This window comes from Sphingomonas cavernae (assembly GCF_003590775.1).
Classification (GTDB): Bacteria; Pseudomonadota; Alphaproteobacteria; order Sphingomonadales; family Sphingomonadaceae; genus Sphingobium_A; species Sphingobium_A cavernae.
In genome coordinates this window covers 827,729-850,533 of sequence record NZ_QYUM01000002.1, presented here as the reverse complement: position 1 = coordinate 850,533, position 22,805 = coordinate 827,729, and the positions used below count along the sequence as shown (strand labels likewise).

The following is a 22,805-nucleotide window of genomic DNA, read 5'->3' as shown; positions in this document are numbered from 1 at the left end:
TGCGAGCAGACAACAGGTTGACCGTGTACAGGCTTATTCTTGCCCCGATCCTCTTCCTGCTCCTCAATCTCGCATCACCCGCCGCGGCGCAGGTGGTCGTCACCTTCTATTCGCACGATCTCGACGATCATTTCCCGCACGCCTTTTTCACGCTGAAGGGGACGACGATCGAGGGCGGCGAGGTCGTCGACACCAATTACGGCTTCACCGCGAAGACGATCGGTCCAGCCATACTTTTCGGATCAGTGCCCGGCCGTATTGATATCGCAAAACCCGGCTATGTCGCGCACTCGACCGCGCACTTCTCGCTCACGCTCACCGACGAACAATATCGCGCAATCCTCGGCGTCGTCGAAAAATGGCGCAATGCGGCGGGCGACAGCTATGACATGAATCGTTCCAACTGCGTCCATTTCACGGGCGAGGCGGCGCAGGCGATCGGCCTCAACGTCACCTTCCCCAAGAAGCTGATGAAGAAGCCGCGCAGCTATCTCGACGAGGTCCAGCGGCTGAACCCCCAACTCGTCGACCTTCGGGTTGTTGAGCGCAAGAAACAGGAAGCGTCCCGAGCCACGACCCGCTAGTCGGCGGACGCAACACAAGGAGAGTCCCGATGAACGACCGTCAGCGCGAAAAGGCGCGCGCGTTTGCCGCGCTGCATGTAAAGGGCAACCCGCTCATTCTGTTTAACATCTGGGACGCGGGTTCGGCAAAGGCCGTTGCGGATGCCGGCGCAAAGGCGCTCGCGACCGGAAGCTGGTCGGTCGCTGCGGCGCACGGACTGAGCGATGCCGAGGCGCTGCCGATGACTGATTCGATCGCCAATCTGAAGCGGATCACAGCCAGTGTGGACCTGCCCGTAACGCTCGACTTCGAGGGCGGCTATGCGACTGAGCCGAGCGATGTTGCGGACAATGCCGCCTGGGTCTCCGCCGCAGACGGGGTGGGCATCAATTTCGAAGACCAGATCGTCGGTGGCGAGGGGCTTTACAGCGTCGCCGATCAGTCTGCGCGGATCGCAGCGATCCGGGCGCGGACGGACGGCGACTTCTTCATCAATGCGCGCACTGACATCTTCCTGAAGGCGAACCCCGAAACGCACGACGCCGCGATGCTGGATGCCGCGATCGAACGCGCCAGCGCCTATGGCGATGCAGGCGCGAGCGGCTTTTTCGCGCCGGGCTTGATGGACGAGCAACTGATCGCGCGGCTCTGCGCCGCCACTATGCTTCCCGTCAACATCATGGCGTTTCCGGGCGTTCCCGATGCCAAGCGGCTGGGCGAACTCGGCGTCGCGCGCGTCAGCCACGGGCCCGGCCCCTATCGGCAGGCGATGAAGGCGCTGGGCGACGCGGCCAAAACCGCCTTCGCCTGAGTTCGGTTCAAATCATCAGGCTCAGGGCAGCTTCGTCACCTGGATGTGCACGGCGCGCCATTCGCCATTGATTCGGTGGAAGGTGTCGGCGAAGCGGATCCGGCTGGCGAAGGCCTTGCCGTCCGACACGCCTCTGATCGTCACCGCTGCGCTCGCGATTCCAGCATCGGATCCCAGCGGCATGATGACCCGATCCTCGAGCGTCACGGGTTCATAGCGCGTCCCCGGCTCGGTCCAGCCCGCGATGAAATCGGTCTTGCCGAGCCGTTGCCCCGATCCGGCGATGAAGACGAGGTCGTCGGAGACCATGCGGTCGAGCGCCGCGCCATCGCCCGCGATTTGCGCCTGATCGAAGCGATCGGCAAAGGCGCGAAGCTCTGCGACATTGGCGGCAAGCCCATCGGCCGCAACCATGGTCGGCGCCATCAGATGCAGCGCGGCCAACCCCGCCATCGCCCAACGACGCATATCCTTTCTCCCTCCGTGCGCTATGCGGGCACAAACTTCATTGCCACGCCATTCATGCAGTAGCGCTTGCCCGTGGGCCGCGGCCCGTCGTCGAACACATGCCCCAGATGCCCGCCGCAGCGGCGGCAATGCACCTCGGTGCGTGGAACGCCGATCTTCCAGTCGGTGCTCGTCGCGACCGCATTGGGAAGCGGCCGCCAGAAACTCGGCCAGCCAGTGCCGCTCTCGAACTTGGTTTTCGAAGAATAGAGCGGCAGCCCACAGCCTGCACAGATGAAAGTGCCCGCGCGCTTCTCCTTGTCGAGCGGGCTCGTATAGGCGCGTTCGGTCGCCGCCTTGCGAAGTACCGCGAATTGTTGCGGCGTCAGCCGCTTGCGCCACTCGGCCTCGCTGTAGCTGACCTCATAGCGCGTGGGAGCGGCAAGCACGCGCAAGCCGAATGCGCCACCTGCAAGAACGCACAGGCCGGCGGAGCCGATCACGGCACGGCGATGGATCGTCATGGGCATTGCTCCCTTCGACGGTAGATTCCGTAGATAGGGCGCATCAGCGGCATTGGCCACCGCTCCGTGCGCTCAATAGCGCGTGATCCGGACGGGCAGCTTTTTGTATCCATTGACGAAACAGGCCGCCACACGTTCGGGATCGGCGATCGGCTCGACGCGCATCCGGCGCTTCGCCATTTCCTCGAGCAGGATCGTGATCTGAAGTTCCGCGAGCCGCGCGCCGACGCAGCGGTGGATGCCGTAACCGAACGCCAGATGCCGCCGCGCATTTTCGCGGTCGACGATCAGCTTGTCGGCCTCAGGGAACACGCTTTCGTCGCGATTGCCCGAGATGTACCAGAGGATCAGCTTGTCGCCCTTGGTGATCTTCTGACCTTCCAGCTCGGTGTCCTCGGTCGCGGTGCGGCGCATGTGCGACAGCGGTGTTTGCCAACGGATGATCTCCGACACCGCATTGGGGATCAGCGACGGATCGGCCTCGAGCTTCGCGCGCTCGTCGGGGAATTGTGAGAGCCCCCAGACCATGCCCGTCATGGTGTTGCGCGTGGTGTCGTTGCCGCCGACGATCAGCAGGATGAGATTTCCCATGAACTCGTTCTGATCCATGTGGCTCATCGCGTCCGAATGGATCATCATCGAAATCAGGTCGGGGCCGGGTGCTGCCTTTGCGCGCTCTTCCCACAGCCGCTTGAAATAGGCAGCCATCTCGAACAGCACGTCGAGCCGTTGCTGACGTGTCTCTTCATTGTGCACCAGCTCGATATTGCCCGCCCAGTCGGACCAATAGGGCAACTTGCGCCGGTCTTCCCACGGAAAGCCGAACAGCGTGGCGAGCATTTGCGTGGTCAGTTCGATCGACACGGTATCGACCCAGTCGAAGGTCGTGTCCCATGGGAGCGAATCGAGCAGCTCGCCGGTACGCTGCCGGATCGACTCGTTCAGCCGCACCATCTCGCTCGGTGTGAAGGCGGGCGCCACCGTGCGGCGCTGCGCGGTATGCTGGGGCCGGTCCATCGCAATGAACATCGGCATGATGAAGTTCACGGTTTCTGCGGGGTCGGCGATCGTGATCCCGCCATACTCCCATGACGAGGAAAAAAGCTCGGGCAGCGACTCGACATGGACGATCGGCTTGTAGGTCGAGACGGACCAATAGGCGCCGAACGCGCTGTTCTCGCAGCGATAGACGGGCGCTTCGGCGCGGAGCTGGCGAAAGGGCTCCTGCCATTGATGATCGCGATAGAGTTCGGCGCGGCTGACGTCGAGCGAATCGGCGGTCGCGGGCGCTGCGGCCTCGCGTGCTACACTTGCCATGGTGCGTCTCTCCTGTCCGCGCCCGTCCCGGCGCAGTTCAGTTGCAGAATGCCACTATTAACAGGGCTGTCAATGACCCGTCGTCGAATCGATGGGTCGGTGCGCCGCAGATAAAAAAGGGAACCGGAATCTGTGTTCCGGTTCCCTTCTTCTGCGCACTGCCGGGGGGAGGGAGCGGTGCGCGGTTATCGTCTCTGGGGGTCAGAAGGCGTACGAGATACCCAGCAGGCCCTGGGTGCTGCTCAAGCCCCGTTCGTAATTGTAGTAGTTATACTCGGCGCGGAGCTTGGCGTGCGGCGCGACCTGGGTTTCGAGGCCGCCGCCGACGCGGATGCCTTCGCCCCACGACTTGTCGGAGACGTCGTTCTCGATGGTCTTGATCTGGTTGCGCGCATAGCCCGCGCGGACATAGGCCGCGGTGCTGTCGGAAATATCATAGCCTGCGCGCGCACCGACGCCCCAGCCCCAACGCGACTTGAGCCGGAACGAGTCGGTGCCGCTGGTCAGCCGTGCCTCGGCGGTGTTGAGGTCGATATTTGCCTCGGGTGCGACGAAGAAGCCATTGCCCAGTGCGACGTTATAGCCGGCATAGGCCGAGCCGCCGACCCCCGTCGAACCAATGCTGTCGAGGCCTTGGACGTCGGCATTGGGGGCATCCACCGTGACTGCGACACCGACATAGGGGCCGGTCTCGGTGCCGGCATGAGCGGCTGTGGCGAAGGCGAGCGCGGACGCCGCAAGAATGATCTTACGCAACATCGTATTTCCTTGTTTTATCTAATGTTTCCCCGAACGGGGTAGCGACGATCTAGGGGGCGTACCGATCGGTTACAATGGCCACCGAGGATTAATTCTGAGCGCGTACGAATGCAATTTTTGCATCTGTCCGATCCTATGGCGCTCTGGCTAAGCCGCGGCCTTGGTTCGTCCGAACAACGGCCCCGACCCAGATTTGAGCACGCCTCTGCGGAACATCCGCGCCGCAAGCGTGATGACGAGCGCTACCCAGATCAATTGCCAGCCGAGCGCGAGCAGATGCGGCCAGACCCGCGCGTCGGTCGCGCCGTGCGCCGCCATCGCGAAAGGCGATGAGAAGGGGAAGGTCTCCGCCACCAGCGCCAGCGTGCTTCCCGGGTTGGACGCCGCGGCAGACGACAGCCCGAACATCGCGACCTGAAAGATCGTTATCGGCAGGGAGAGCATCTGGATCTCGCGCACGGTCGCCGCCTGTGCGCCCACGCCGAGGAATACGGCGCCCAGCAGCAGATAGGCCATAGTGAAATAGGCGGCCGCGAGCAGGACGAAAGCGGGCATGCCGATCGCGGGGTTGAGACTGGCGATCGAGGGAGCGTCGGCGGGCAACTGACTGAGCCCCAGCAATGCGAGAACCCCCCAAAAGGCGATGAAGAGCAGCGCGACCCCGAACATGCCGATGAGCTTGCCAAGGAACACCGCCTCGAGCGGCACCGCGGCGGCGAGGATCTCGATCACCTTGTTGCCCTTTTCCTCGGCCATCATGCCCACCGCCTGACCGGCGAGCAGCAGCGTCAGGAAGAAGACCGTGAAGACGGCGGCGAATCCGATTCCCTGTCGCGCGGCCCTGGGGGACGGAGCGGGCGCGTCGATCGCGGTTACCGTCGCATGGCTCAATCTTTCGCCGGGGGCGATGCCACCGCGCGCGTCGCGGAGTACATTCTCCGCGAGCTGGCCGAGATAGGCCGCGGTCCGCCCGCCGCCCGGTGCGCTCAGGATCGACGGCTGGTCGAGCGGGCCATAGAGGACCGCATAGGTCTGGACATCGCTTCGCTTGAACAGCGCCTGCGCTCGCGCGTGCGTTTCGGCGCCTGCGGCCGGATGTATTCGCAACGGCGGGGGCGCCTGGTCGGATCGGTAGATGGCGCGCAGTGCGCGGTCCGCTGCGATCAGCTTTCCGGCTTCCTCCTTCGGAACCAGTGCGACGATCTCGGCGGCTACTGCGGGGCCTTGCGACATTTGCGAAGCACCCAGCCCGCCGGCCAGCCCGAATGCGAGCATGAAAAAGGGCGCCATCAGGAACAGCAGGAAGGTGGGCGTCGCCACCGTCGCGATGAAGTCGCGCCGCGCGATCACCGCGGTCTGGCGGATCAGCCGCTTCATGGCTGCACCTCGCGCGCCGTGTCGCCGACGATCTTGACGAAGGCGTCGTGCAATCCGGGTCGCTCGATCGACAGCCCCGCAATGCCGTGCCCTCGGGCGATCAGCGTTTCGAGCAAGGGTTCGATCCCTTCGTGCGGCAGCGTGAAGCGATACGCCGTGCCGAGCTTCTCGGCATCGGCCGGCAGCAATGTAGCGAGATCCGCGGCATTGCTGCGCGGCGTATAGAGCGCGCGCATCGGCAGGTGCCCGCGCGCCTCGTCCACGGTCCCCTCGAACCGCCGCCTGCCGCCCGCGATGATCGCGAGCCGGTCGCACAGCCGCTCGGCATGGGCCATCACGTGCGTCGAAAAGAGCACGGTTGCGCCGCGTGCGCGTTCGGCCTGGATCAGCGCCTCAAGACGCTCCTGATTGACCGGGTCCAGCCCCGAAAAGGGCTCGTCGAGCACGATCAGATCGGGTCGGTGGACGATCGATCCCAAGAGCTGGACGAGCTGCGCCATGCCCTTGGAGAGTTTGCGGATCTTCGCGTCGACCGCATGGCCGAGCCCCGCCGCCTCGAGCATCTCGGCGGCGCGCACGCGCCCCTCCTTCCAGCCGAGGCCGCGGAGCGCCCCCATGAAAGCGATCGCCTCGCGCGCCTTCATCTGCGGATAGAGCCCGCGCTCCTCTGGAAGATAGCCGATCCGGTCGCCCTCCGCGCGCGGATTGGCGTTGCCGAAGATCGCGCGGCTGCCGCGATCGGGTTCGAGGATACCGAGCAGCATGCGCAGCGTCGTCGTCTTGCCCGCGCCATTGGGGCCGAGCACGCCATAGATCATGCCTCTGGTGACTTCGAGATCGATGCCGTCGACCACGAGGCGTCCGTTGAAGAACTTGCTGAGGTCCGTCGCGCGGACCACCGGATCATCCGACATCAACTCCCCCACGCAACTCACTGTGTCCTAGTGTGCCGTGCTACGGCCTTCAACCGATTGTTTGCGGCAGCACAGCTTTCGATTCCCTTTCGCCGCGCGCCTATATTAAGGGTTCAAAAGGCGCGAAGAGGAGCTGCGCCTGACAGCAAGGCGACCAATGCAGACGCTTGAGACAGCGATAAAGGCAGAGGCCGCGCGGCTTGGCTTTGCGGCGTGCGGGTTCGCACGCGCCGATGCCGCACCACGGACCGCGGCGCGGCTCGCCGCCTGGCTCGCCGAAGGGTGTCATGGCGACATGATCTGGATGGAAAGCCGGGCGGAGCAACGCGGGAGTCCGGCGGGGCTGTGGCCTGAGGTTCGCTCGGTGATCATGCTGGGGATGAGCTACGCCCCCGCCAATGACCCGCTGCGGCTGGAAGGCGAGGGAACGATCGGCCGCATCTCGGCCTATGCGCAGGGCGCCGACTATCACGACGTCGTGAAGAAGCTGCTCAAGCAGCTCGCGCGCTGGCTCGTCGAGCGCGCCGGCTGCGAACTCAAGGTGTTCGTCGACACCGCGCCGGTCATGGAGAAGCCGCTCGCCGAAGCCGCCGGGATCGGCTGGCAGGGCAAGCACAGCAATCTTGTGAGCCAGAGCGACGGAAGCTGGCTCTTCCTCGGCGCGATCTACACGACGCTTGAGCTCGCGCCCGATGCGGCGGGGCGCGACCGCTGCGGTTCGTGCACGGCCTGCCAGCAGGCCTGCCCCACCGACGCCTTCCCCGCGCCCTACCGCGTCGATGCGCGGCGCTGCATCTCCTACCTCACGATCGAGCACAAGGGACCGATCCCGCTCGAATTCCGCGCCGCGCTTGGCAATCGTATCTATGGCTGCGACGATTGCCTCGCCGTCTGCCCCTGGAACAAATTTGCGGCGTCCGCTGCCGCCAATCTTGCCTTCGCGCCGCGTGCCGAGCTGGTTGCGCCGGCGCTTGCGGATCTGCTGGCGCTCGACGACGCATCCTTTCGTCAGGTCTTTGCAGGCTCGCCGATCAAGCGCATCGGGCGTGACCGTATGGTCCGGAATGCCGCGCTCGCGGCGGGCAACAGCGGCGAGCCGGCGCTGCTCGATCGGCTCATGCCGCTGTTCGACGATCCCGATCCGGCGGTCAGCGACGCAGCGCTCTGGGCCGCGGCGCGGCTGGCGCCAGAGCGCTTTGCGTACAAGGCCGACGCGCTGGCTATTTCCGGCTGAGCGACGCGACGCACGCCGCCTTGTCGACATCGGCGCCGTCGGTGCGCCGCGCATCGACATGCGTCACCACGGGTTCCTGCCCCTTCTTCTTTGCATAGAGATAGGCGTCGAGAACGCACGAGCCCCCCGCGAATTGCAGCTTGCGCGCGTTGAACTCGCGCACGTCAAGCGCGGGCTGGCCGAACAGCATCGTCAGCGTCCGCGCATTCTGCCCCATGACCTGCTGAAGCCCCTGTGTTCCGGCAAAGGGTTTGGGCGCGGGCCCCGCGGCCGGTTTGGACGCGGGCACCGTCGCGCACCCGCCCAGCGTCAATGCGCCCGCGATGATCCACCCCGCTACCCTCATGATTTTCTCCCGTGAAACAAATGCGTTGCCATAGCCGCACCAAGGATCGGCGCAAACAGGTTGGCGACAGGAACCACGAACAGCCCCGTCACGACAAGCCCGAGCATGAAGCGTGACGCGCGCGTCGTCCGAAGCCAGTCTCGTGTCGCCGGCGTGGACAGGTGGCGCACCGCGACCATTTCGCCAAGATCGCGTCCCAGCAGCAGCGCGTTCACCCCCGCGAACAGCGCGACCGTGCCCACGCCTGTGACCAGCAGGATCAGGTAGAGCGGAAGCGCAAGCAGGTTGAACAGCAGCGCGCGTGCCGCAGAAGCCAGCCCGAGCTGCGCCGATCGCACGAGCCCTGGCGCGCGCGCACCGGCCACTGCCTGCGGATAATCTCTGCGCTCGACCGCCTCGACCACGGCATCGGCGAACAGCCCGAGCACGGCGATCGCGACGACGCGGAATAGCAGCCAGCCCGCGATCAGCGCGACGACCACCGCCGCCGCTTCGGCCCAGTCCGACCATTGGGCCCAGCCATAATGCGCGGCAAGTGCGCCGGCCGACCACCACAGCACCGCGCCAAGCACCGCGAACAATATGAGCGTCAGCGCGACCACTTTCGCGAGCACCTTCAGGATCGCGGGGTCGAAGAGCTGGCCGAGCGAGAGCGTGAAAGCGCGGATCATGCGTGCAACCATGGCCGAGCCTGCCCGAACGCGTCAATCGCGGTTGCGTCGGCCCTCCGCTCCCATTAGGGCGGCGCGCATTCTTCCCGACATTTTCCAGCCAGGAGTGTTTCTTGAGCGATCCGCAACTCGACATCGTCGCGATCGGCAATGCCATCGTCGACGTCCTCGCCCAGGCCGACGACGCCTTCATCGCCGAAGAGGGCATGGCCAAGGGGACGATGCAGCTCCTCTTCTCGACCGAAGAGGCCGAGGCGCTCTACGCCAAGATGGGCGTGGGCCGCGAGGTCAGCGGCGGTTCGGCCGCCAACACCGTTGCGGGCATTGCAGCACTCGGCGGCAAGACGGGCTTTATCGGTCAGGTCGCCGACGATCAGCTCGGCGCGGTCTTCGCGCATGATATCCGTGCGCAGGGCGTCGCCTTCACGACCGCGCCGCGTGAGCAGACTGAGCCCTCGACCGCGCGTTGCCTCATCCTCGTCACGCCCGATGGCCAGCGTACGATGAACACCTATCTGGGCGCTTCGCAGTTCCTGCCCGAATCGGCGCTCGACCGCGCGATGATCGAAAACGGCGCGATCCTGTATCTCGAGGGCTATCTCTGGGATCCCGAGGAGCCGCGCGCAGCGATGCGCGCCGCGATCGAGATCGCACACGGCAAGGGGCGCAAGGTCGCCTTCACGCTCTCCGACACCTTCTGCATCTCGCGCCACCGCGACAGCTTCCGTGAGCTGATCGCAAACGGCGATGTCGACATTCTCTTCGCCAATGAGGCCGAGATCACCTCGCTGACCGAACTCAGCGATTTCGAGGCGGCGGTGGCGGCTGTAGCGCCGCAGGTCCGCGTGCTCGTCGTCACGCGTAGTGAAAAGGGCGCGATCGCGATCTGCGAAGGTCAGCGCTTCGCGGTTGGTGCAGAACCGATCGACAAGGTTGTCGACACCACGGGCGCGGGCGATCTGTTCGCCGCGGGCTTCCTCACGGGCCAGGCGCAGGGCCGCTCAATCGAGCAAAGCCTGCGTATGGGCGCGATCTGCGCCGCAGAGATCATCTCGCATTATGGTGCGCGTCCCGAAGTCGATCTGAAGGCGCTGGTGGAGAGCCGACTGGGTTGATCCGGCGCGCTTCAAAGCAAAAGAAAAAGGGAGGCGGTTGCCTCCCTTTTTTGTGTCCGCCTGTCGAACTCGTTTCAGTGCTCCGGGCTTGACCCGGAGCCCATATGTGACGCGATGAACGCCCGCCGGCATGGGCTCCTGCTTTCGCAGGAGCACTGAGCGAGTAATCAGAGTTCGGGCACGGGCGGCACCGGCGGCGGGGGTGCATCCGCGTCGGTCTCGTGCACCTCCACAACACCCCGGCCGACATGGCTGCGCGAGCGGCTGTAGAGGAAATAGACGACAAGGCCGACCGCCGCCCAGCCGATGAACATCAGCTTGGTATCGACCGAAAGGCTCCAGAACAGATACACGCAGCCCGCGATCGAGATCGGCGCGACGATGTTGACCGCCGGCGTGCGGAACGGACGCGTGCGGCCGGCATCGGTGCGGCGGAGCACCATCACCGCGATCGAAACCATGGCGAAGGCGAACAGCGTGCCCGAGTTGGAGATGTCGGCCAGCTTGCCGACGGGGAAGAAGGCCGCAAAGAGCGCCACGAACACGCCCGTGATGATCGTGATCACGTGCGGGGTGTGGAAACGGGTGTGAACCTTCGAAAATACCGCAGGAAGCAGTCCATCGCGGCTCATCACGAAGAAGATGCGCGTCTGGCCGAACATCATCATCAGGATGACGGAGGGCAGCGCGATCGTGGCGGCCAGACCGACAAGGTTGCCGATCTGGGTCCAGCCGATGTTCCTGAGCGTCCAGGCCAGCGCTTCCTTGGAGCAGACCACGGCATTGTCGCCCATCGCGGCGCACGCCTTGCTGAGCTCGAGACTGCCTGCCGCATAGGCGTTGCCTGCGGCGTCGGAAACGGGCTGCGCGCCAACGCTGCCGATCACGCCCGCCGCGACGAGAATGTAGAAGATCGTGCAGATCGCGAGCGAGCCGATCAGGCCGATCGGCATGTTACGCTGTGGATTCTTGGTTTCTTCCGCCGCGGTCGAGACCGCGTCGAAGCCGACATAGGCGAAGAAGATCGAGGCTGCCGCCGCGGAGATGCCGGCCATGCCGAGCGGCGCGAAGGGCTCGAAATTCTCCATCTTTATCACGGGCAGCGCGAGCACGACGAAGAGTGTCAGCGCGGTGATCTTGATCATCACGAGGATCGCGTTGACCGTGGCGCTTTCCTTGGTGCCGATGACGAGCAGCCAGGTGACCAGACCGGCGATGAACATCGCGGGCAGGTTGATGATGCCGCCGTCATAGGGCCCGAGCACGAGCGCATTGGGCACGTCTATGTGCAATGCGTTCTCGATGATCCCGATCATATATCCGGACCATCCGACCGAAACCGCGCCCGCAGCGACCGCATATTCGAGGATCAGCGCCCAGCCGACCATCCAGGCGAGCAATTCGCCCATCACTGCATAACTGTAGGTATAGGCCGATCCCGAAACCGGCACCATCGACGCCATTTCGGCGTAGCAGAGCGCTGCGACCGCGCAGACAATACCAGCGATGATGAAGCTGATCATCATGCCGGGGCCCGCCTTCTGCGCGGCTTCGGCGGTCAGGACGAAGATGCCCGTGCCGATGACGGCGCCGACGCCGAGCATGGTGAGTTGGAAGGCACCAAGCGATCGGTGGAGTGATTTTTTCTCGGCTGTGGCAAGAATGGCATCTAGCGGCTTAACGCGCCCGAATATCATGCAGAAACGTCCCCTCGAAACCGGGCTGCCCCTGTTCAGCCCGTGGATTTTGAAGGCCGAGAGCGTAAACGCAATTTTCGTGCGCGCAATAGCCGATCTTCGCGGTGGACCAGTTTATCTTGCCAGCATGGGGCCGAGCGGACGTCCGGCGAAGATATGGACGTGGAGGTGCGGCACTTCCTGATGCGCGTTGATTCCGGCATTGGCGAGCAGCCGGTATCCGGGCGCGACGAGACCGTTCTCGCGCGCGATATGTCCGACCGCGCGGATGAACCCTGCGATTTCGGCGTCGGATGCGCGTGCCGAGAAGTCGTCCCACGAGACATAGGCGCCTCTGGGGATCACGAGGATGTGGGTAGGCGCCTGCGGATTGATGTCGTGAAACGCATAGGCATAGTCGTCCTCGTACACCGCCTTGCTCGGGATCTCGCCGCGCAGGATCTTCGCGAAGATGTTCTGATTGTCATAAGGTTGCGTGGCGTCGATCGGCATGCGGTCAGTCCTTTGCGCGGTCGGCTTTTTCGGCGATCCCCGATATGCCTTCGCGCCGCTCGAGCTCTGCGAGCACGTCATCGAACGAAAGGTCGAGATCGGCGAGCAGCACGCCCAGGTGGAAGATCAGGTCCGCAGCTTCGGAAGTCGTCGCGGCGCGGTCGCCCGAAAGCGCCGCGATCACGGTCTCGACCGCTTCCTCACCCAGCTTCTGGGCGATCTTGGGGCGGCCCTTCGCGGTCAGCTTTGCGACGTAGGAAAGCGCCGGGTCACCGACCCGGCGCTCCCTGATCACGGTTTCGAGCTTTTGAAGCGTATCGGCCATGGCCGCACATGGCGCGGCCATGCTTTGCGCGTCAAGCGGCTTCGAGCCTGATCGGTTGAGGCGGAAGCGCTGCGCGCTTCTGCCGAAAGCGTGAATCAGGCTCGCTTCAAATGGTTGAGACCTTGATTCACGTTTCAGGCTAAATCAGCCTGAAACGATCAAGGTCTGTCGGTCTTCTTGCGGCGCTTGCGGCTGCCATGACGGCCGATCAGCAGGCCGGCGACGCCCATCGCGAACAGCGCGAAATCGGCGGGCTCGGGCACCTGCGTTCCGCCCGAGGACGAAGATCCTCCCGACGAGCTATGCCCACCCGAGGAACCGCCACTGGAACTCCAGCCGCCTGACGAGCTGTGGCCGCCCGACGAACCGCCCCAGCCGCCCGAAGAACCACCCCGTCCCGCATAGGCTGGAGCCGAGACAGCCAGCGCAATCGCTGACGCAACAAGTGCAACACGCATGATCGACATCGAACTATTCCCCTCAGGCTCTCGCTCCATATGTGCCCGAAAGCAGCAAGGAGCCTGCCAATTGGGTTGCAGGCCGCATGTCGTCGGCGATGTGATGGTTAATGAAGCGCGAGCTGTCATGGTTAATGTAAAGCCGCTCGACATTAACCACGATGCAAAATCGCGCGGATCTAATCCCTTAGCTCGTGCGCACGGGGATCCCTGCGGCAGCGAGCGCTGCATGTGCGTCGGCGACGCTCGCCTCGCCGAAATGGAAGATCGAGGCGGCGAGCACCGCGCTCGCATGACCTTCGACAATGCCCTCGACCAGATGGTGGAGAGCCCCCACGCCGCCGCTCGCGACGACGGGAACGGTCACCGCATCCGCGATCGTGCGCGTCAGCGCCAGATCATAGCCATCGCGCGTGCCGTCGCGGTCCATCGAGGTGACGAGCAACTCGCCCGCGCCGAGTTCCGCCAGCCGCACCGCATGTTCCACCGCGTCGATCCCCGTTTCGCGCCGGCCGCCATGCGAGAAGATCTCCCAGCGCCCATCGGCGACACGGCGCGCGTCGACCGATCCGACGATGCACTGGCTGCCGAAGCGTTCGGCGATCTCGGCCACGACCTCGGGCCGCGCGACCGCCGCGCTGTTGACCGCCACCTTGTCGGCACCCGCGAGCAGAAGCGCGCGTGCATCCTCGGGGCTGCGCACCCCGCCGCCCACGGTCAGCGGCATGAAACAGACCTCGGCGGTGCGGCGCACCATGTCGATCAGCGTGCCGCGCCCCTCATGGCTTGCAGAAATGTCGAGGAAGCACAGTTCGTCCGCGCCCGCGGCGTCATAGGCGCGCGCGGCTTCGACGGGATCCCCGGCGTCCCTCAGGTCGACGAAGTTGACGCCCTTGACGACGCGCCCGTCCTTGACGTCGAGGCAGGGGACTACGCGCGCGCGGACGCTCACAGCGCCGCCACCGCCAGTGCAGCGGCCAGGTCGAGCCGTCCGTCATAAAGCGCGCGGCCGGTTATCACGCCCTCGATTCCATCCTTGGCATGGATGGCGAGCATGCGGATATCGCCGATCCCCGCGACGCCACCGCTGGCGATCACCGGGATATCGGTCGCCCGTGCGAGGTCCACCGTCGCCTCGACATTGCAGCCCTTGAGCAGCCCGTCGCGGCCCACATCGGTGTAGAGCAGCGCGGCCACGCCCGCATCCTCGAAGCGCCGCGCCATGTCGACGATCGACACGTCGGACACATCGGCCCAGCCCTTGGTTGCGACCATGCCATCGCGCGCATCGACCGCGACGACGATGCCGCCGGGGAAGTCGCGCGCGGCCTCGCGCACCAGATCGGGATTTTCAAGCGCAGCCGTGCCGATCACGATGCGCGCGACGCCGAGATCGAACCAGCGTTCGATCGATTCGCGGTTGCGGATGCCGCCGCCGAGCTGAACATGGCCCGGAAAGGCCTCGACGATCGCCCTGACCGCGTCGCCATTGACCGAGCCCCCCGCGAATGCGCCGTCGAGATCGACGACATGAAGGTGCCCCGCGCCGGCCTCGGCAAAGAGCAGGGCCTGCGCCGCGGGGTCGTCGCCATAGACGGTGGCGCGGTCCATATCGCCCTCGGCCAAGCGGACCACCTGTCCCGCCTTCAGGTCGATCGCGGGAAACACAATCAGGCTCATGGCCGCCACTCCAGGAAACGCGCAAGGAAATCGAGCCCGTAACGCTGGCTCTTTTCGGGATGGAACTGGACGCCGATCATCGCATCTCGCGCGACCGCGGCGGTCACGGGTCCGCCATGATCGCTGACCGCGACGACCTGCGACGCCTCGACGGCGTCGAAGACGAAGCTGTGCAGATAATAGGCCTCACCGGCCGTAATCAGCGGGTGCGGCGTCGCGGGTGTCACGTCGTTCCAGCCCATGTGCGGTACCTTGAGCGCGGGATCGGCGGGGCGCAGCAGCCGGACGGTGCCGGGAATCCAATCCAGCCCCGTTTCTCCCCCGAATTCGTCGCCGCGCGTCGCCATCAACTGCATGCCGACGCAGATACCCAGAAAGGGCCGGGCCCGTTTCAGCATTGCCTCATCGAGCGCAGTGCGCATGCCTGGGATCGCGTTCAGTGCCGATGCGCAGGCGGCAAAGGCGCCAACGCCGGGCAGCACGATGCGATCGGCAGCGAGCACTGCTTCGGGATCGGCGGTAACCGAAACATCGGATGCCCCCGCGGCCCGGAGCGCATTATGAACCGAATGGAGATTGCCCGCGCCGTAATCGATCAGCGCGACCCGATCAGCCACCGCCCAGCGTCCCCTTGGTCGAGGGGACCGAATCGGCCTTGCGCGGGTCGATCTCGACCGCTTGCCGGAGAGCGCGCGCGAGCGCCTTGAAGCTGCTCTCGACGATATGGTGGTTATTACGCCCGTAAAGACACTCGAGGTGCAGCGTGATTCCCGCCGATCCGGCGAAGCTGTGGAACCAGTGTTCGAACAGCTCGGTGTCCATCTCGCCCAGCCGAGTCTGGCTGAACTCGGCTTTCCACACGAGGAAGGGGCGTCCCGAAATATCGATCGCGCAGCGCGTCAGCGTCTCGTCCATCGGCGCATAGGCGGTGCCGTAGCGCGTGATTCCTCTACGATCGCCCAGCGCCTGCGAAACCGCCTCGCCGATCGCGATACCCGCGTCCTCGGTCGTGTGGTGCTGGTCTATGTGCAGGTCGCCCACCGCCTTCACGCGCAGGTCGATCAGCGAATGCCGCGAAAGCTGTTCGAGCATATGATCGAGAAAGCCGATGCCCGTGGAAATCTCGTAGAACCCGGTACCGTCCAGGTTCAGTGCGACCTCGATCGAGGTCTCCTTGGTTTCGCGGCGGATGGTGGCGGTGCGCATGACCCGCCCCATAAGCGCGCTTTTCCGATGGCGCAATCTCTTGACCGGGCGAGCGTCAACGTTCACCAAGGCGGCATGAGCGACGATACGCCCGACAGCCTGATTCCCTATGACGAGATCGTCCAGGAGGCGTTGCGTGCCGTTGTCGGCCGCGTGCTGGGCGAGGTGGCGCATTCCGGCGGCCTTCCCGGCGAGCACCATTTCTACATCACGTTCAAGACCGCGGCGCCCGGAGTCGAGATTCCGAAGCACCTGACCGAGCGCTTTCCCGACGAGATGACGATCGTCCTCCAGAACAAATTCTGGGACCTGAAAGTGGGTGAGGAGGGTTTCGAGGTCGGCCTCAGCTTCAATCAGGTGCCCGCAAAGCTCGCCATTCCCTTCGCGGCGGTGACGGGTTTCGTCGATCCCGCGGTCAATTTCGCGCTCCAGTTCCAGGCGCAGGGCGATGACGCCGAACCCGAGCCGCACGACGAACCCGGCAACGACCGCCCGTCCGCCGAGCCCATCGAGGACGGGTCGAACGTCGTCGCGGTCGATTTCAGCCGCAAGAAATAATCCCGGGCCGTCCTGGCGGACGCTGGAAACTTCCCGTCATCACACATAGATACCGGTCTGCACCAGCATGACGGAGTGTGAGATGGCCGATACACGCACCGAGACCGACAGTATCGGCCCGATAAAGGTTCCCGCCGAGGCTTACTGGGGTGCGCAGACGCAGCGCTCGATAGAGAATTTCCCTTTCAGACCGGAAGAAAGGATGCCGATCGGCATCGTTCATGCGCTCGCGCTGGTGAAGCAGGCGGCGGCGCGCGTGAACCGTGCGCACGGGTTGCCCGTCGAGATCGCCGATGCGATCGAAACGGCGGCAGCCGAGGTCGTGGCGGGCAAGTTCGACGACCAGTTTCCGCTCGTGATCTGGCAGACGGGTTCGGGCACCCAGTCCAACATGAACGTCAACGAGGTGATCGCGGGCCGCGCCAACGAGCTGATGACTGGCGCACGCGGCGGCAAGAGCCCGGTCCACCCCAATGACCACGTCAATATGGGCCAGTCGTCCAATGACAGCTTCCCGACCGCGCTCCATATCGCCGCCGCACGCGCGGCGACGGCCGCGCTGCTCCCGGCGCTCGAACGCCTGCGCAGCGCGCTCGATGCCAAGGCCAGGGCGTGGGACGACATCGTCAAGATCGGGCGCACGCACCTTCAGGATGCAACGCCGCTGACCTTGGGGCAGGAATTTTCGGGCTACGCCAACCAGCTTCATCGCTGCCGCAACCGGATCGAGCCCGCGGTGACGCACGGCATGTGCCAGTTGGCGCAGGGTGGCACCGCGGTCGGCACCGGGCTCAATGCGCCCAAAGGCTTCGGCGCCGCGATAGCGGCGGAACTCGCCGACCTGACCGGGCTGCCCTTCTTCACGGCGGAGAACAAGTTCGAGGCGCTGGCCTCGAACGATCCGATCGTCCACCTGTCGGGCACGCTGAACGTGCTCGCGGTCGCGCTCACCAAGATCGCCAACGACATCCGCCTGCTCGGTTCAGGCCCGCGATCGGGGATCGGTGAGCTGATCCTGCCCGCCAACGAGCCCGGCAGTTCGATCATGCCCGGCAAGGTGAACCCCACCCAGTGCGAGATGCTGACGATGGTCGCCGCGCAGGTCATCGGCAATCATCAGGCAATCACGGTCGGCGGGCTTCAGGGGCATCTCGAACTCAATGTCTTCAAGCCGATGATCGGCGCCAATGTGCTGCGCTCGATCGCGCTGCTGGCGACGGGAATGGAAAGCTTTGCGACACGCACCGTCGACGGGATTGAACCCGATCGCAGGCGAATCGCCGAACTGGTCGATCGCTCGCTGATGCTGGTGACCGCGCTTGCCCCCGAGATCGGCTATGACAACGCAGCGAAGATTGCCAAGCACGCGCATGCGCAAGGGTTGACGCTCAAGGAGGCGGGCATCGCGCTCGGTCTTGTCGACGAAGCGACATTCGATCGCGTCGTGCGCCCTGAAGCGATGCTCGGGCGTTGAACGTCTGAAACGCAGGAGAAAGACCATGATCGGCAAGATAATCGGCGCGCTGGTGGGACGCGAAATTGACCGGCGCGACGGCCGGGGCGGGCTCAAGGGCGCGGTGCTCGGTGCGGCGGCCGCGGGCGGGATGCGCCGGCTGGGGCCGCTCGGGCTGGCGCTGGGAGGCGCCTATGTCGCCAAGCGGATTCTCGATCGCCGCCGCCGCGGCGGGACGTGATCGCCCGATTGACTTATCGGGCCTGAAGGAGCCTTTTCGGCGTCGCTGTGATCAACCAGCCGGAGGAAACGTGATGAATCGTGCCCCTCTTCTTGGACTGGCTCTCGTGCTGAGCCTCGCCGCGTGCGGTAAGCAACCCGCCAACGAAGCCGAAGTCGTCGTGCCGAACGAGAGCGCGGTGCTCGCCAATGCGACCAACGCGGCCATCAATGCCACAGCGCCGGCGGCCGCGGTCGATGTCAGTAACTGGGCAGCGCTCGATGCCGCGGTCGGCAAATATCCTGCCGATCTGAATCTGTGGGAAAACAGCGTTCTCGTCGCGCCGATGAAGGCGCTCCTCAAGGACGACTATGACGATTTCGTCGAGCGCGTTCAGGTCTCGGGCCCGCTGGGCAAGGAAGGTGGCGTGCTGTTCGTATCAGGCAACAAGCCGCATGAGGGCGGATCGGACGCCGCCTATATGCTTGCCGATCCGGCGACGCAGCGGCTTGAGGTTGGCATCTGGGACGATGGCAAGCTCAAAGCCTACAACAGCCCGGGCGCGCTGCTGACCCGGCCCAAGGACGTGCGCACGATGATCTCGAACATGCGCGCCCAGCCCAAGACGAGCTGATCGAATCAGACGCAGCCCGCCCCCTCCATGCGGCAGGGGGCGTCGCTGCCCGTTTCCACCTGCAGCGTCACATGATGGATGCCGAACTGCGCTTCCAGCCGTTGTCGCACGTCTTCGAGGAATGCGTCGCCGGGGTGCCCCGAGGGCATGATGAGGTGCGCGGTCAGTGCGATTTCGGTCGTGCTCATCGGCCATATGTGCAGATCGTGCACGCGCTTGACGCCCGGCGAGATCAGCAGTTCGACCTCAACCTTGTCGCGGTCGATAGTGTTGGGAACGCCAGCCAGTGACATCGCCACCGAATCGTTGAGCAATCCCCAGGTGCTCCAGAAAATCACGCCGGCGATCAGCAGGCTGACGAGCGGATCGATCCACAGCGCGCCGGTCCACAGCATCAGCAGCCCGGCGATGACCACGCCCGCCGACACGCCGGCGTCCGCCGCCATGTGGAGATAGGCGCCGCGGATGTTGAGGTCGTGATCGCGGCCGCGCATGAAAAGCATCGCGGTACCTGCGTTGATCGCGATTCCGATCAGCGCGACGATGATGACCGTGCCGCCGTGGACGGGCTGGGGATGCGCGAAGCGCTGCACCGCTTCCAGCGCGATCGCGCCGATCGCGACCAGCAGGAAGAGCGCGTTGAGCATCGCGGCAAGGATTGTCGAGCCCCTCAGCCCATAAGTGAAGCGCTTGCTCGGCGGCCTTTTGGCGAGAGTCGCGCCGCCCCAGGCGACGAGGAGCCCGAACACGTCCGAAAGATTGTGGCCCGCGTCGGCGAGCAGCGCCATCGAGCCCGTAAGGAAACCGGCGCCCGCCTCGACGATGACGAACAACAGGTTGAGCGTGATCCCGATCGCGAAGGCGCGCCCGAAATCGACGGGGGCATGCGCATGGCCGTGCCCATGCGCGTGGCCATGATCATGATGATGGTCGTGCGAATGATGCGCGTGGTTATGTGCCATGATTGCGCGAGCTTAGCGCGTTCGCGTTTGGATATGCTAGCGCATCGCGTGGAAAAGCGGGAACCGGATTTCTTCCGCAGCAATGCAACAAGGGCTCGCCATGGTCGTCAGGCGACCACGGGCTCGAGGATGCGGATCGTGCCTGCGTCGGCGTCGATCTCGGCGCGTGCGCCCACGGGGATGCTGAACTGGTTTGGAATGTGCCCGATCAGCGCGCCTTCGAACGCGGGCACGCCCAGCGGCTCGAGATGCTGCTTCAAAACCTGCGAGAGCGTGAAGCCGCTGAGCGAAGGCCCCGAAGCGCGGCAATTGGTGCACTGGCCGAACACGACGCCCGCGACGCGGCGCAAAACGCCCGCCAGCGTGAGCTGGGTCAACATGCGATCAATACGGTACTGCGCCTCGTCGACATCCTCGAGGAACAGGATCGCGCCGTCGAAATCGGGCAGATAGGGGGTGCCCATCAGCGCGCTCAGGACGGTGAGGTTGCCGCCGATCAGCCGGCCCGTCGCCTTGCCCGGTCGGAATGTGCGCGTTCGCCCCGCGCGCTGGGTCAGGCGATCCTCATTGCCCGGCGGGGTTGCATAGACCGGGGCCTCGCCCGCGAAGACGAGGCTTTGGAAGGCGTCCCACGACAGCTTGCCCCATGAACTCCCGGCATTGGGGCCGTGGATCGTGGTGAAGCCCGCGCGCGCTGCAAAGGCGAGGTGCAACGCGGTGATGTCGCTGAATCCAATCAGCAGCTTGGGATTGGCGCGGATCAGGTCGAAGTCGAGATGCGGCAGGATGCGTGCGCACCCCCATCCGCCGCGCACCGCGAACACCGCGCGGACGCTCTTGTCCGCATACATTGCGTTGATATCGGCGGCGCGCGCCTTGTCCTCGCCCGCCAGATAGCCATAGCGATCGGCCAGGTGCTTGCCGGGCCTGGGGACCAGCCCCATCGCCCTGATCGTCTCGATGACGAGCGCGAGGTCGAATTCGTCGTCGGTAAAGCCCGCAGGTTCGACCAGCCCCACCGTGTCGCCCGGCCGCAGCCGCGGCGGCTTGCGCAAGGCTTGCGGGGCTGCGGCCAGGCGTGGCGGCAGGGCGAGTGCGGCAGCGGTTGCGCCCAGGCCTTGCAAAGCGGTTCGTCTATTGAGCATTCGCAACGACATAACAGCATTGCCCAAGCCGCGCGACGGTTCAATGTTCACGATTCTAGCCACCCTGCTGCCAGAGCCTGATCGCCTCGATCGGCGAGACGAGCATGACCACGTTGAGCGTCAGGTTGTCGCGAATTGCCCAGAGCGTGAGCAATTCGAAGGCGATCGCCAGCCCTACCGTCACCCGGATCGGCGCCCGGCGGGCAAAGGCGAAACCCAGCGCCATCCATGCGACGTCAAAGACCGAGTTGATCACGCTGTCGCCGGTATAGCCCAGTGCAATCGTCGCCTCGCGGTAGCGGTCGATGATGATCGGCGAATTCTCCAGCACTTCCCACGCCGCCTCGATGATCACCGCGAAGATCAGCCGTTCGCCCGGCGCGCGGGCTCTCAGCACGAGCCAGCCGAGCGCGTAGAACAGAAAGCCGTGGATGATGTGGCTCGGTGTGTACCAGTCCGCGATATGCTGGCTGTTCCCCGAATCCAGCGCGCCGTGCCACAGCGCGACATAGCCGCAGGTGCAGATGGGCGAGCGCCCCGCCCAGAGCAGCACGCCCGCCATCAGGGTCAGGATCAGCGCAACGATCAGCCAGTCGCGCGCACCGATGTCGCGGATCGACGGTCGGCTCATGCGCGCGCCTCGATCATGGCCTGCAGCTTGAGCACGGTGTTCCAGTTGCGTCCGGTGACGGGCGATCCTGAAACCTTGTCGATATAGGCCGGGGTGAGTTTCGATCCGGCCACGCCGCTATCGCCATAATCGATCCATATCGCGTCGCAGGCCTCCTCAATCCGTTCTCCGCTCACCGCACGTTCGCGCAACGCTTCGATTGCGCCGGGTTTGATCGGGTCGCGTGGCAGCGCGAGATGGACCATTTTCGCCTGCGCGTGCGGGTCGTTGGCGAAGGGGTTGCAGTCGCGATACGCCGCCCAGTCGGCGCCGGCGCGCACGATGACATCGACCGGAAAGCCGAAGCGTTCGGTGATGGCCTTTTCGAGCGTCGAGCGCACATCATCGGCGCTTGCCTCGGCGCCGATCAGCAGATTGCCGCTTGCGATATAGGTTTCAGGATTGTCGAAGCCCAGCTCCGCACAGAGCTTGCGCAGCTCCGCCATCGGCAGTTGCCGCTTGCCGACATTGATCGCCCTCAGCAGTGCGACGAAGACCGTCATGCACTCTCCCCCCCGGATTGACGCGGCTAATTTTGCACGTCACTAGCGAGCATGGCCGATCCGATCCAGTCCGACCCGCACGGTTTCAAGCGCCGCGGCGTACTCTTCGTTCTCTCATCGCCCTCCGGCGCGGGCAAGTCCACCATCGCGCGCAAGCTTCTGGCGTCCGACGACACGCTCGCCATGTCGGTATCCGCGACGACGCGGCCGATGCGTCCCGGCGAGGCGGACGGCGTCGACTATCATTTCGTCGATCTGACCGAGTTCCGCCGCATGGTCGCCGATCACGAGTTTCTCGAATGGGCGCACGTCTTCGACCATCGCTACGGTACGCCCAAGGCGCCCGTCGATGCGATGCTTGGTCAGGGCCGCGACGTGCTGTTCGACATCGACTGGCAGGGCGCACAGCAGCTCTACCAGCTTGCGGGTGGCGACGTTGTGCGCGTCTTCATCCTGCCGCCTTCGATGGCCGAGCTCGAAAGTCGTTTGCGCGGCCGTCAAACCGATTCTAACGAGGTCATCGAGCGCCGGATGTCGCGCGCCGCGAGCGAGATCGCGCACTGGGATGGCTATGACTATGTGCTCGTCAACGACGATGCAGAAAGCTGCTTCCGGAAGGTGAAGACGATCCTCGAGGCCGAGCGACTGAAGCGCAGCCGACAGACCGGGCTGATCGGCTTCATCCGCAAGCTCCAGAACTGACATCGGAGCGGATTGCTCCGG

29 protein-coding genes are annotated in these 22,805 nt (G+C 64.9%); 9 read left to right on the top strand and 20 right to left on the bottom strand.

What is annotated here, in order from left to right; genetic code table 11:
* Nucleotides 1–23: 23 nt before the first annotated feature.
* Nucleotides 24–584 carry a C97 family peptidase gene (locus D3876_RS04235; protein WP_119759826.1) on the top strand — a complete coding sequence of 187 codons (561 nt, stop codon included), beginning with the start codon at nucleotides 24–26 and terminating at the stop codon, nucleotides 582–584.
* Between the two features lie 29 nt (nucleotides 585–613).
* Nucleotides 614–1,375, top strand: a complete 762-nt coding sequence (locus D3876_RS04230; protein ID WP_119759824.1) for an isocitrate lyase/PEP mutase family protein — start codon at nucleotides 614–616, stop codon at nucleotides 1,373–1,375.
* Nucleotides 1,376–1,396: 21 nt separating this feature from the next.
* Here the strand turns inward: D3876_RS04230 and D3876_RS04225 are convergent, their stop codons facing one another.
* The 6 genes from D3876_RS04225 to D3876_RS04200 form a co-directional block, all read right to left on the bottom strand.
* Entirely contained in the window at nucleotides 1,397–1,843 is a 447-nt protein-coding gene (locus tag D3876_RS04225) for a nuclear transport factor 2 family protein (RefSeq protein WP_119759822.1), read from the bottom strand.
* A 20-nt stretch (nucleotides 1,844–1,863) separates the two neighbouring features.
* Complete coding sequence (msrB, locus tag D3876_RS04220; RefSeq protein ID WP_119761019.1) at nucleotides 1,864–2,346, bottom strand: peptide-methionine (R)-S-oxide reductase MsrB; 483 nt, start codon at nucleotides 2,344–2,346, stop codon at nucleotides 1,864–1,866.
* A 72-nt stretch (nucleotides 2,347–2,418) separates the two neighbouring features.
* Nucleotides 2,419–3,663, bottom strand: a complete 1,245-nt coding sequence (locus D3876_RS04215; RefSeq protein WP_119759821.1) for a cytochrome P450 — start codon at nucleotides 3,661–3,663, stop codon at nucleotides 2,419–2,421.
* A 201-nt stretch (nucleotides 3,664–3,864) separates the two neighbouring features.
* Nucleotides 3,865–4,422, bottom strand: coding sequence for an outer membrane protein (locus tag D3876_RS04210; protein ID WP_119759819.1), 558 nt, complete (start codon nucleotides 4,420–4,422; stop codon nucleotides 3,865–3,867).
* 147 nt (nucleotides 4,423–4,569) lie between these two features.
* Nucleotides 4,570–5,799 (bottom strand): ABC transporter permease, encoded by a 1,230-nt coding sequence (locus tag D3876_RS04205; RefSeq protein ID WP_119759817.1) that lies wholly within the window; start codon nucleotides 5,797–5,799, stop codon nucleotides 4,570–4,572.
* Nucleotides 5,796–6,713 carry an ABC transporter ATP-binding protein gene (locus tag D3876_RS04200; protein WP_119759816.1) on the bottom strand — a complete coding sequence of 306 codons (918 nt, stop codon included), beginning with the start codon at nucleotides 6,711–6,713 and terminating at the stop codon, nucleotides 5,796–5,798. Before D3876_RS04200 ends, D3876_RS04205 begins: the two co-directional genes overlap by 4 nt.
* A gap of 157 nt (nucleotides 6,714–6,870) precedes the next feature.
* On the opposite strand from D3876_RS04200, the gene queG reads away from it, so the two are divergent.
* Nucleotides 6,871–7,947 carry a tRNA epoxyqueuosine(34) reductase QueG gene (gene queG, locus D3876_RS04195; protein WP_182911871.1) on the top strand — a complete coding sequence of 359 codons (1,077 nt, stop codon included), beginning with the start codon at nucleotides 6,871–6,873 and terminating at the stop codon, nucleotides 7,945–7,947.
* Here the strand turns inward: queG and D3876_RS04190 are convergent.
* Together D3876_RS04190 and D3876_RS04185 are read right to left on the bottom strand one after the other, a co-directional pair.
* A complete protein-coding gene (locus D3876_RS04190; protein ID WP_119759813.1) occupies nucleotides 7,934–8,293 on the bottom strand; it encodes a hypothetical protein in 360 nt (119 codons plus the stop codon). The two genes, queG and D3876_RS04190, sit on opposite strands and share 14 nt — an antisense overlap.
* Nucleotides 8,290–8,964 carry an EI24 domain-containing protein gene (locus D3876_RS04185; protein WP_119761017.1) on the bottom strand — a complete coding sequence of 225 codons (675 nt, stop codon included), beginning with the start codon at nucleotides 8,962–8,964 and terminating at the stop codon, nucleotides 8,290–8,292. The genes D3876_RS04190 and D3876_RS04185 overlap by 4 nt, the downstream gene beginning before the upstream one ends.
* A 113-nt stretch (nucleotides 8,965–9,077) precedes the next feature.
* Here D3876_RS04185 and D3876_RS04180 point away from each other — a divergent pair, with 113 nt between their 5' ends.
* Nucleotides 9,078–10,079, top strand: coding sequence for an adenosine kinase (locus tag D3876_RS04180; RefSeq protein WP_119759811.1), 1,002 nt, complete (start codon nucleotides 9,078–9,080; stop codon nucleotides 10,077–10,079).
* Nucleotides 10,080–10,246: 167 nt separating this feature from the next.
* Here the strand turns inward: D3876_RS04180 and D3876_RS04175 are convergent, their stop codons facing one another.
* The 8 genes from D3876_RS04175 to hisB form a co-directional block, all read right to left on the bottom strand.
* Nucleotides 10,247–11,776: an amino acid permease gene (locus D3876_RS04175; RefSeq protein WP_119759809.1), complete on the bottom strand. Its 1,530-nt coding sequence runs from the start codon at nucleotides 11,774–11,776 to the stop codon at nucleotides 10,247–10,249.
* Nucleotides 11,777–11,890: 114 nt separating this feature from the next.
* Nucleotides 11,891–12,268 carry a histidine triad nucleotide-binding protein gene (locus D3876_RS04170; RefSeq protein WP_119759808.1) on the bottom strand — a complete coding sequence of 126 codons (378 nt, stop codon included), beginning with the start codon at nucleotides 12,266–12,268 and terminating at the stop codon, nucleotides 11,891–11,893.
* Between the two features lie 4 nt (nucleotides 12,269–12,272).
* Nucleotides 12,273–12,593 carry a phosphoribosyl-ATP diphosphatase gene (locus tag D3876_RS04165; protein WP_119759806.1) on the bottom strand — a complete coding sequence of 107 codons (321 nt, stop codon included), beginning with the start codon at nucleotides 12,591–12,593 and terminating at the stop codon, nucleotides 12,273–12,275.
* Nucleotides 12,594–12,751: 158 nt separating this feature from the next.
* Nucleotides 12,752–13,060: a PEP-CTERM sorting domain-containing protein gene (locus D3876_RS04160; protein WP_119759804.1), complete on the bottom strand. Its 309-nt coding sequence runs from the start codon at nucleotides 13,058–13,060 to the stop codon at nucleotides 12,752–12,754.
* Between the two features lie 178 nt (nucleotides 13,061–13,238).
* Nucleotides 13,239–14,003 carry an imidazole glycerol phosphate synthase subunit HisF gene (gene hisF / locus D3876_RS04155; protein ID WP_119759803.1) on the bottom strand — a complete coding sequence of 255 codons (765 nt, stop codon included), beginning with the start codon at nucleotides 14,001–14,003 and terminating at the stop codon, nucleotides 13,239–13,241.
* Nucleotides 14,000–14,731: a 1-(5-phosphoribosyl)-5-[(5-phosphoribosylamino)methylideneamino]imidazole-4-carboxamide isomerase gene (gene hisA / locus D3876_RS04150; protein ID WP_119759801.1), complete on the bottom strand. Its 732-nt coding sequence runs from the start codon at nucleotides 14,729–14,731 to the stop codon at nucleotides 14,000–14,002. The genes hisF and hisA overlap by 4 nt, the downstream gene beginning before the upstream one ends.
* Complete coding sequence (gene hisH, locus D3876_RS04145; RefSeq protein WP_119759799.1) at nucleotides 14,728–15,348, bottom strand: imidazole glycerol phosphate synthase subunit HisH; 621 nt, start codon at nucleotides 15,346–15,348, stop codon at nucleotides 14,728–14,730. The genes hisA and hisH overlap by 4 nt, the downstream gene beginning before the upstream one ends.
* Nucleotides 15,341–15,937 carry an imidazoleglycerol-phosphate dehydratase HisB gene (hisB, locus tag D3876_RS04140; RefSeq protein ID WP_119759798.1) on the bottom strand — a complete coding sequence of 199 codons (597 nt, stop codon included), beginning with the start codon at nucleotides 15,935–15,937 and terminating at the stop codon, nucleotides 15,341–15,343. Before hisB ends, hisH begins: the two co-directional genes overlap by 8 nt.
* A 75-nt stretch (nucleotides 15,938–16,012) precedes the next feature.
* Between hisB and D3876_RS04135 the strand changes: the two genes are divergently transcribed.
* The 4 genes from D3876_RS04135 to D3876_RS04120 all read left to right on the top strand — a co-directional run bounded on the left by D3876_RS04135 (nucleotide 16,013) and on the right by D3876_RS04120 (nucleotide 18,802).
* The gene (locus tag D3876_RS04135; protein WP_119761015.1) at nucleotides 16,013–16,495 is read left to right on the top strand and encodes an SspB family protein; all 483 of its coding nucleotides are present in this window, start codon (nucleotides 16,013–16,015) and stop codon (nucleotides 16,493–16,495) included.
* An 82-nt stretch (nucleotides 16,496–16,577) separates the two neighbouring features.
* Nucleotides 16,578–17,969, top strand: a complete 1,392-nt coding sequence (gene fumC, locus D3876_RS04130; protein ID WP_119759796.1) for a class II fumarate hydratase — start codon at nucleotides 16,578–16,580, stop codon at nucleotides 17,967–17,969.
* A gap of 25 nt (nucleotides 17,970–17,994) precedes the next feature.
* Nucleotides 17,995–18,189 (top strand): hypothetical protein, encoded by a 195-nt coding sequence (locus D3876_RS04125; RefSeq protein WP_119759795.1) that lies wholly within the window; start codon nucleotides 17,995–17,997, stop codon nucleotides 18,187–18,189.
* Nucleotides 18,190–18,262: 73 nt separating this feature from the next.
* A complete protein-coding gene (locus tag D3876_RS04120) occupies nucleotides 18,263–18,802 on the top strand; it encodes a hypothetical protein (protein WP_119759793.1) in 540 nt (179 codons plus the stop codon).
* A 5-nt stretch (nucleotides 18,803–18,807) separates the two neighbouring features.
* Here the strand turns inward: D3876_RS04120 and D3876_RS04115 are convergent, their stop codons facing one another.
* The 4 genes from D3876_RS04115 to D3876_RS04100 form a co-directional block, all read right to left on the bottom strand.
* Complete coding sequence (locus D3876_RS04115) at nucleotides 18,808–19,764, bottom strand: cation diffusion facilitator family transporter (RefSeq protein ID WP_119759792.1); 957 nt, start codon at nucleotides 19,762–19,764, stop codon at nucleotides 18,808–18,810.
* A 107-nt stretch (nucleotides 19,765–19,871) separates the two neighbouring features.
* Nucleotides 19,872–20,909 carry a S66 peptidase family protein gene (locus D3876_RS04110; RefSeq protein WP_238475232.1) on the bottom strand — a complete coding sequence of 346 codons (1,038 nt, stop codon included), beginning with the start codon at nucleotides 20,907–20,909 and terminating at the stop codon, nucleotides 19,872–19,874.
* A gap of 55 nt (nucleotides 20,910–20,964) precedes the next feature.
* Nucleotides 20,965–21,540 (bottom strand): DUF2585 domain-containing protein, encoded by a 576-nt coding sequence (locus tag D3876_RS04105; RefSeq protein WP_119759789.1) that lies wholly within the window; start codon nucleotides 21,538–21,540, stop codon nucleotides 20,965–20,967.
* Nucleotides 21,537–22,082, bottom strand: coding sequence for a DUF1697 domain-containing protein (locus tag D3876_RS04100; RefSeq protein WP_119759788.1), 546 nt, complete (start codon nucleotides 22,080–22,082; stop codon nucleotides 21,537–21,539). Before D3876_RS04100 ends, D3876_RS04105 begins: the two co-directional genes overlap by 4 nt.
* Nucleotides 22,083–22,133: 51 nt before the next feature.
* On the opposite strand from D3876_RS04100, the gene gmk reads away from it, so the two are divergent.
* Nucleotides 22,134–22,784, top strand: coding sequence for a guanylate kinase (gene gmk, locus D3876_RS04095; RefSeq protein ID WP_119759787.1), 651 nt, complete (start codon nucleotides 22,134–22,136; stop codon nucleotides 22,782–22,784).
* Nucleotides 22,785–22,805 lie beyond the last annotated feature (21 nt).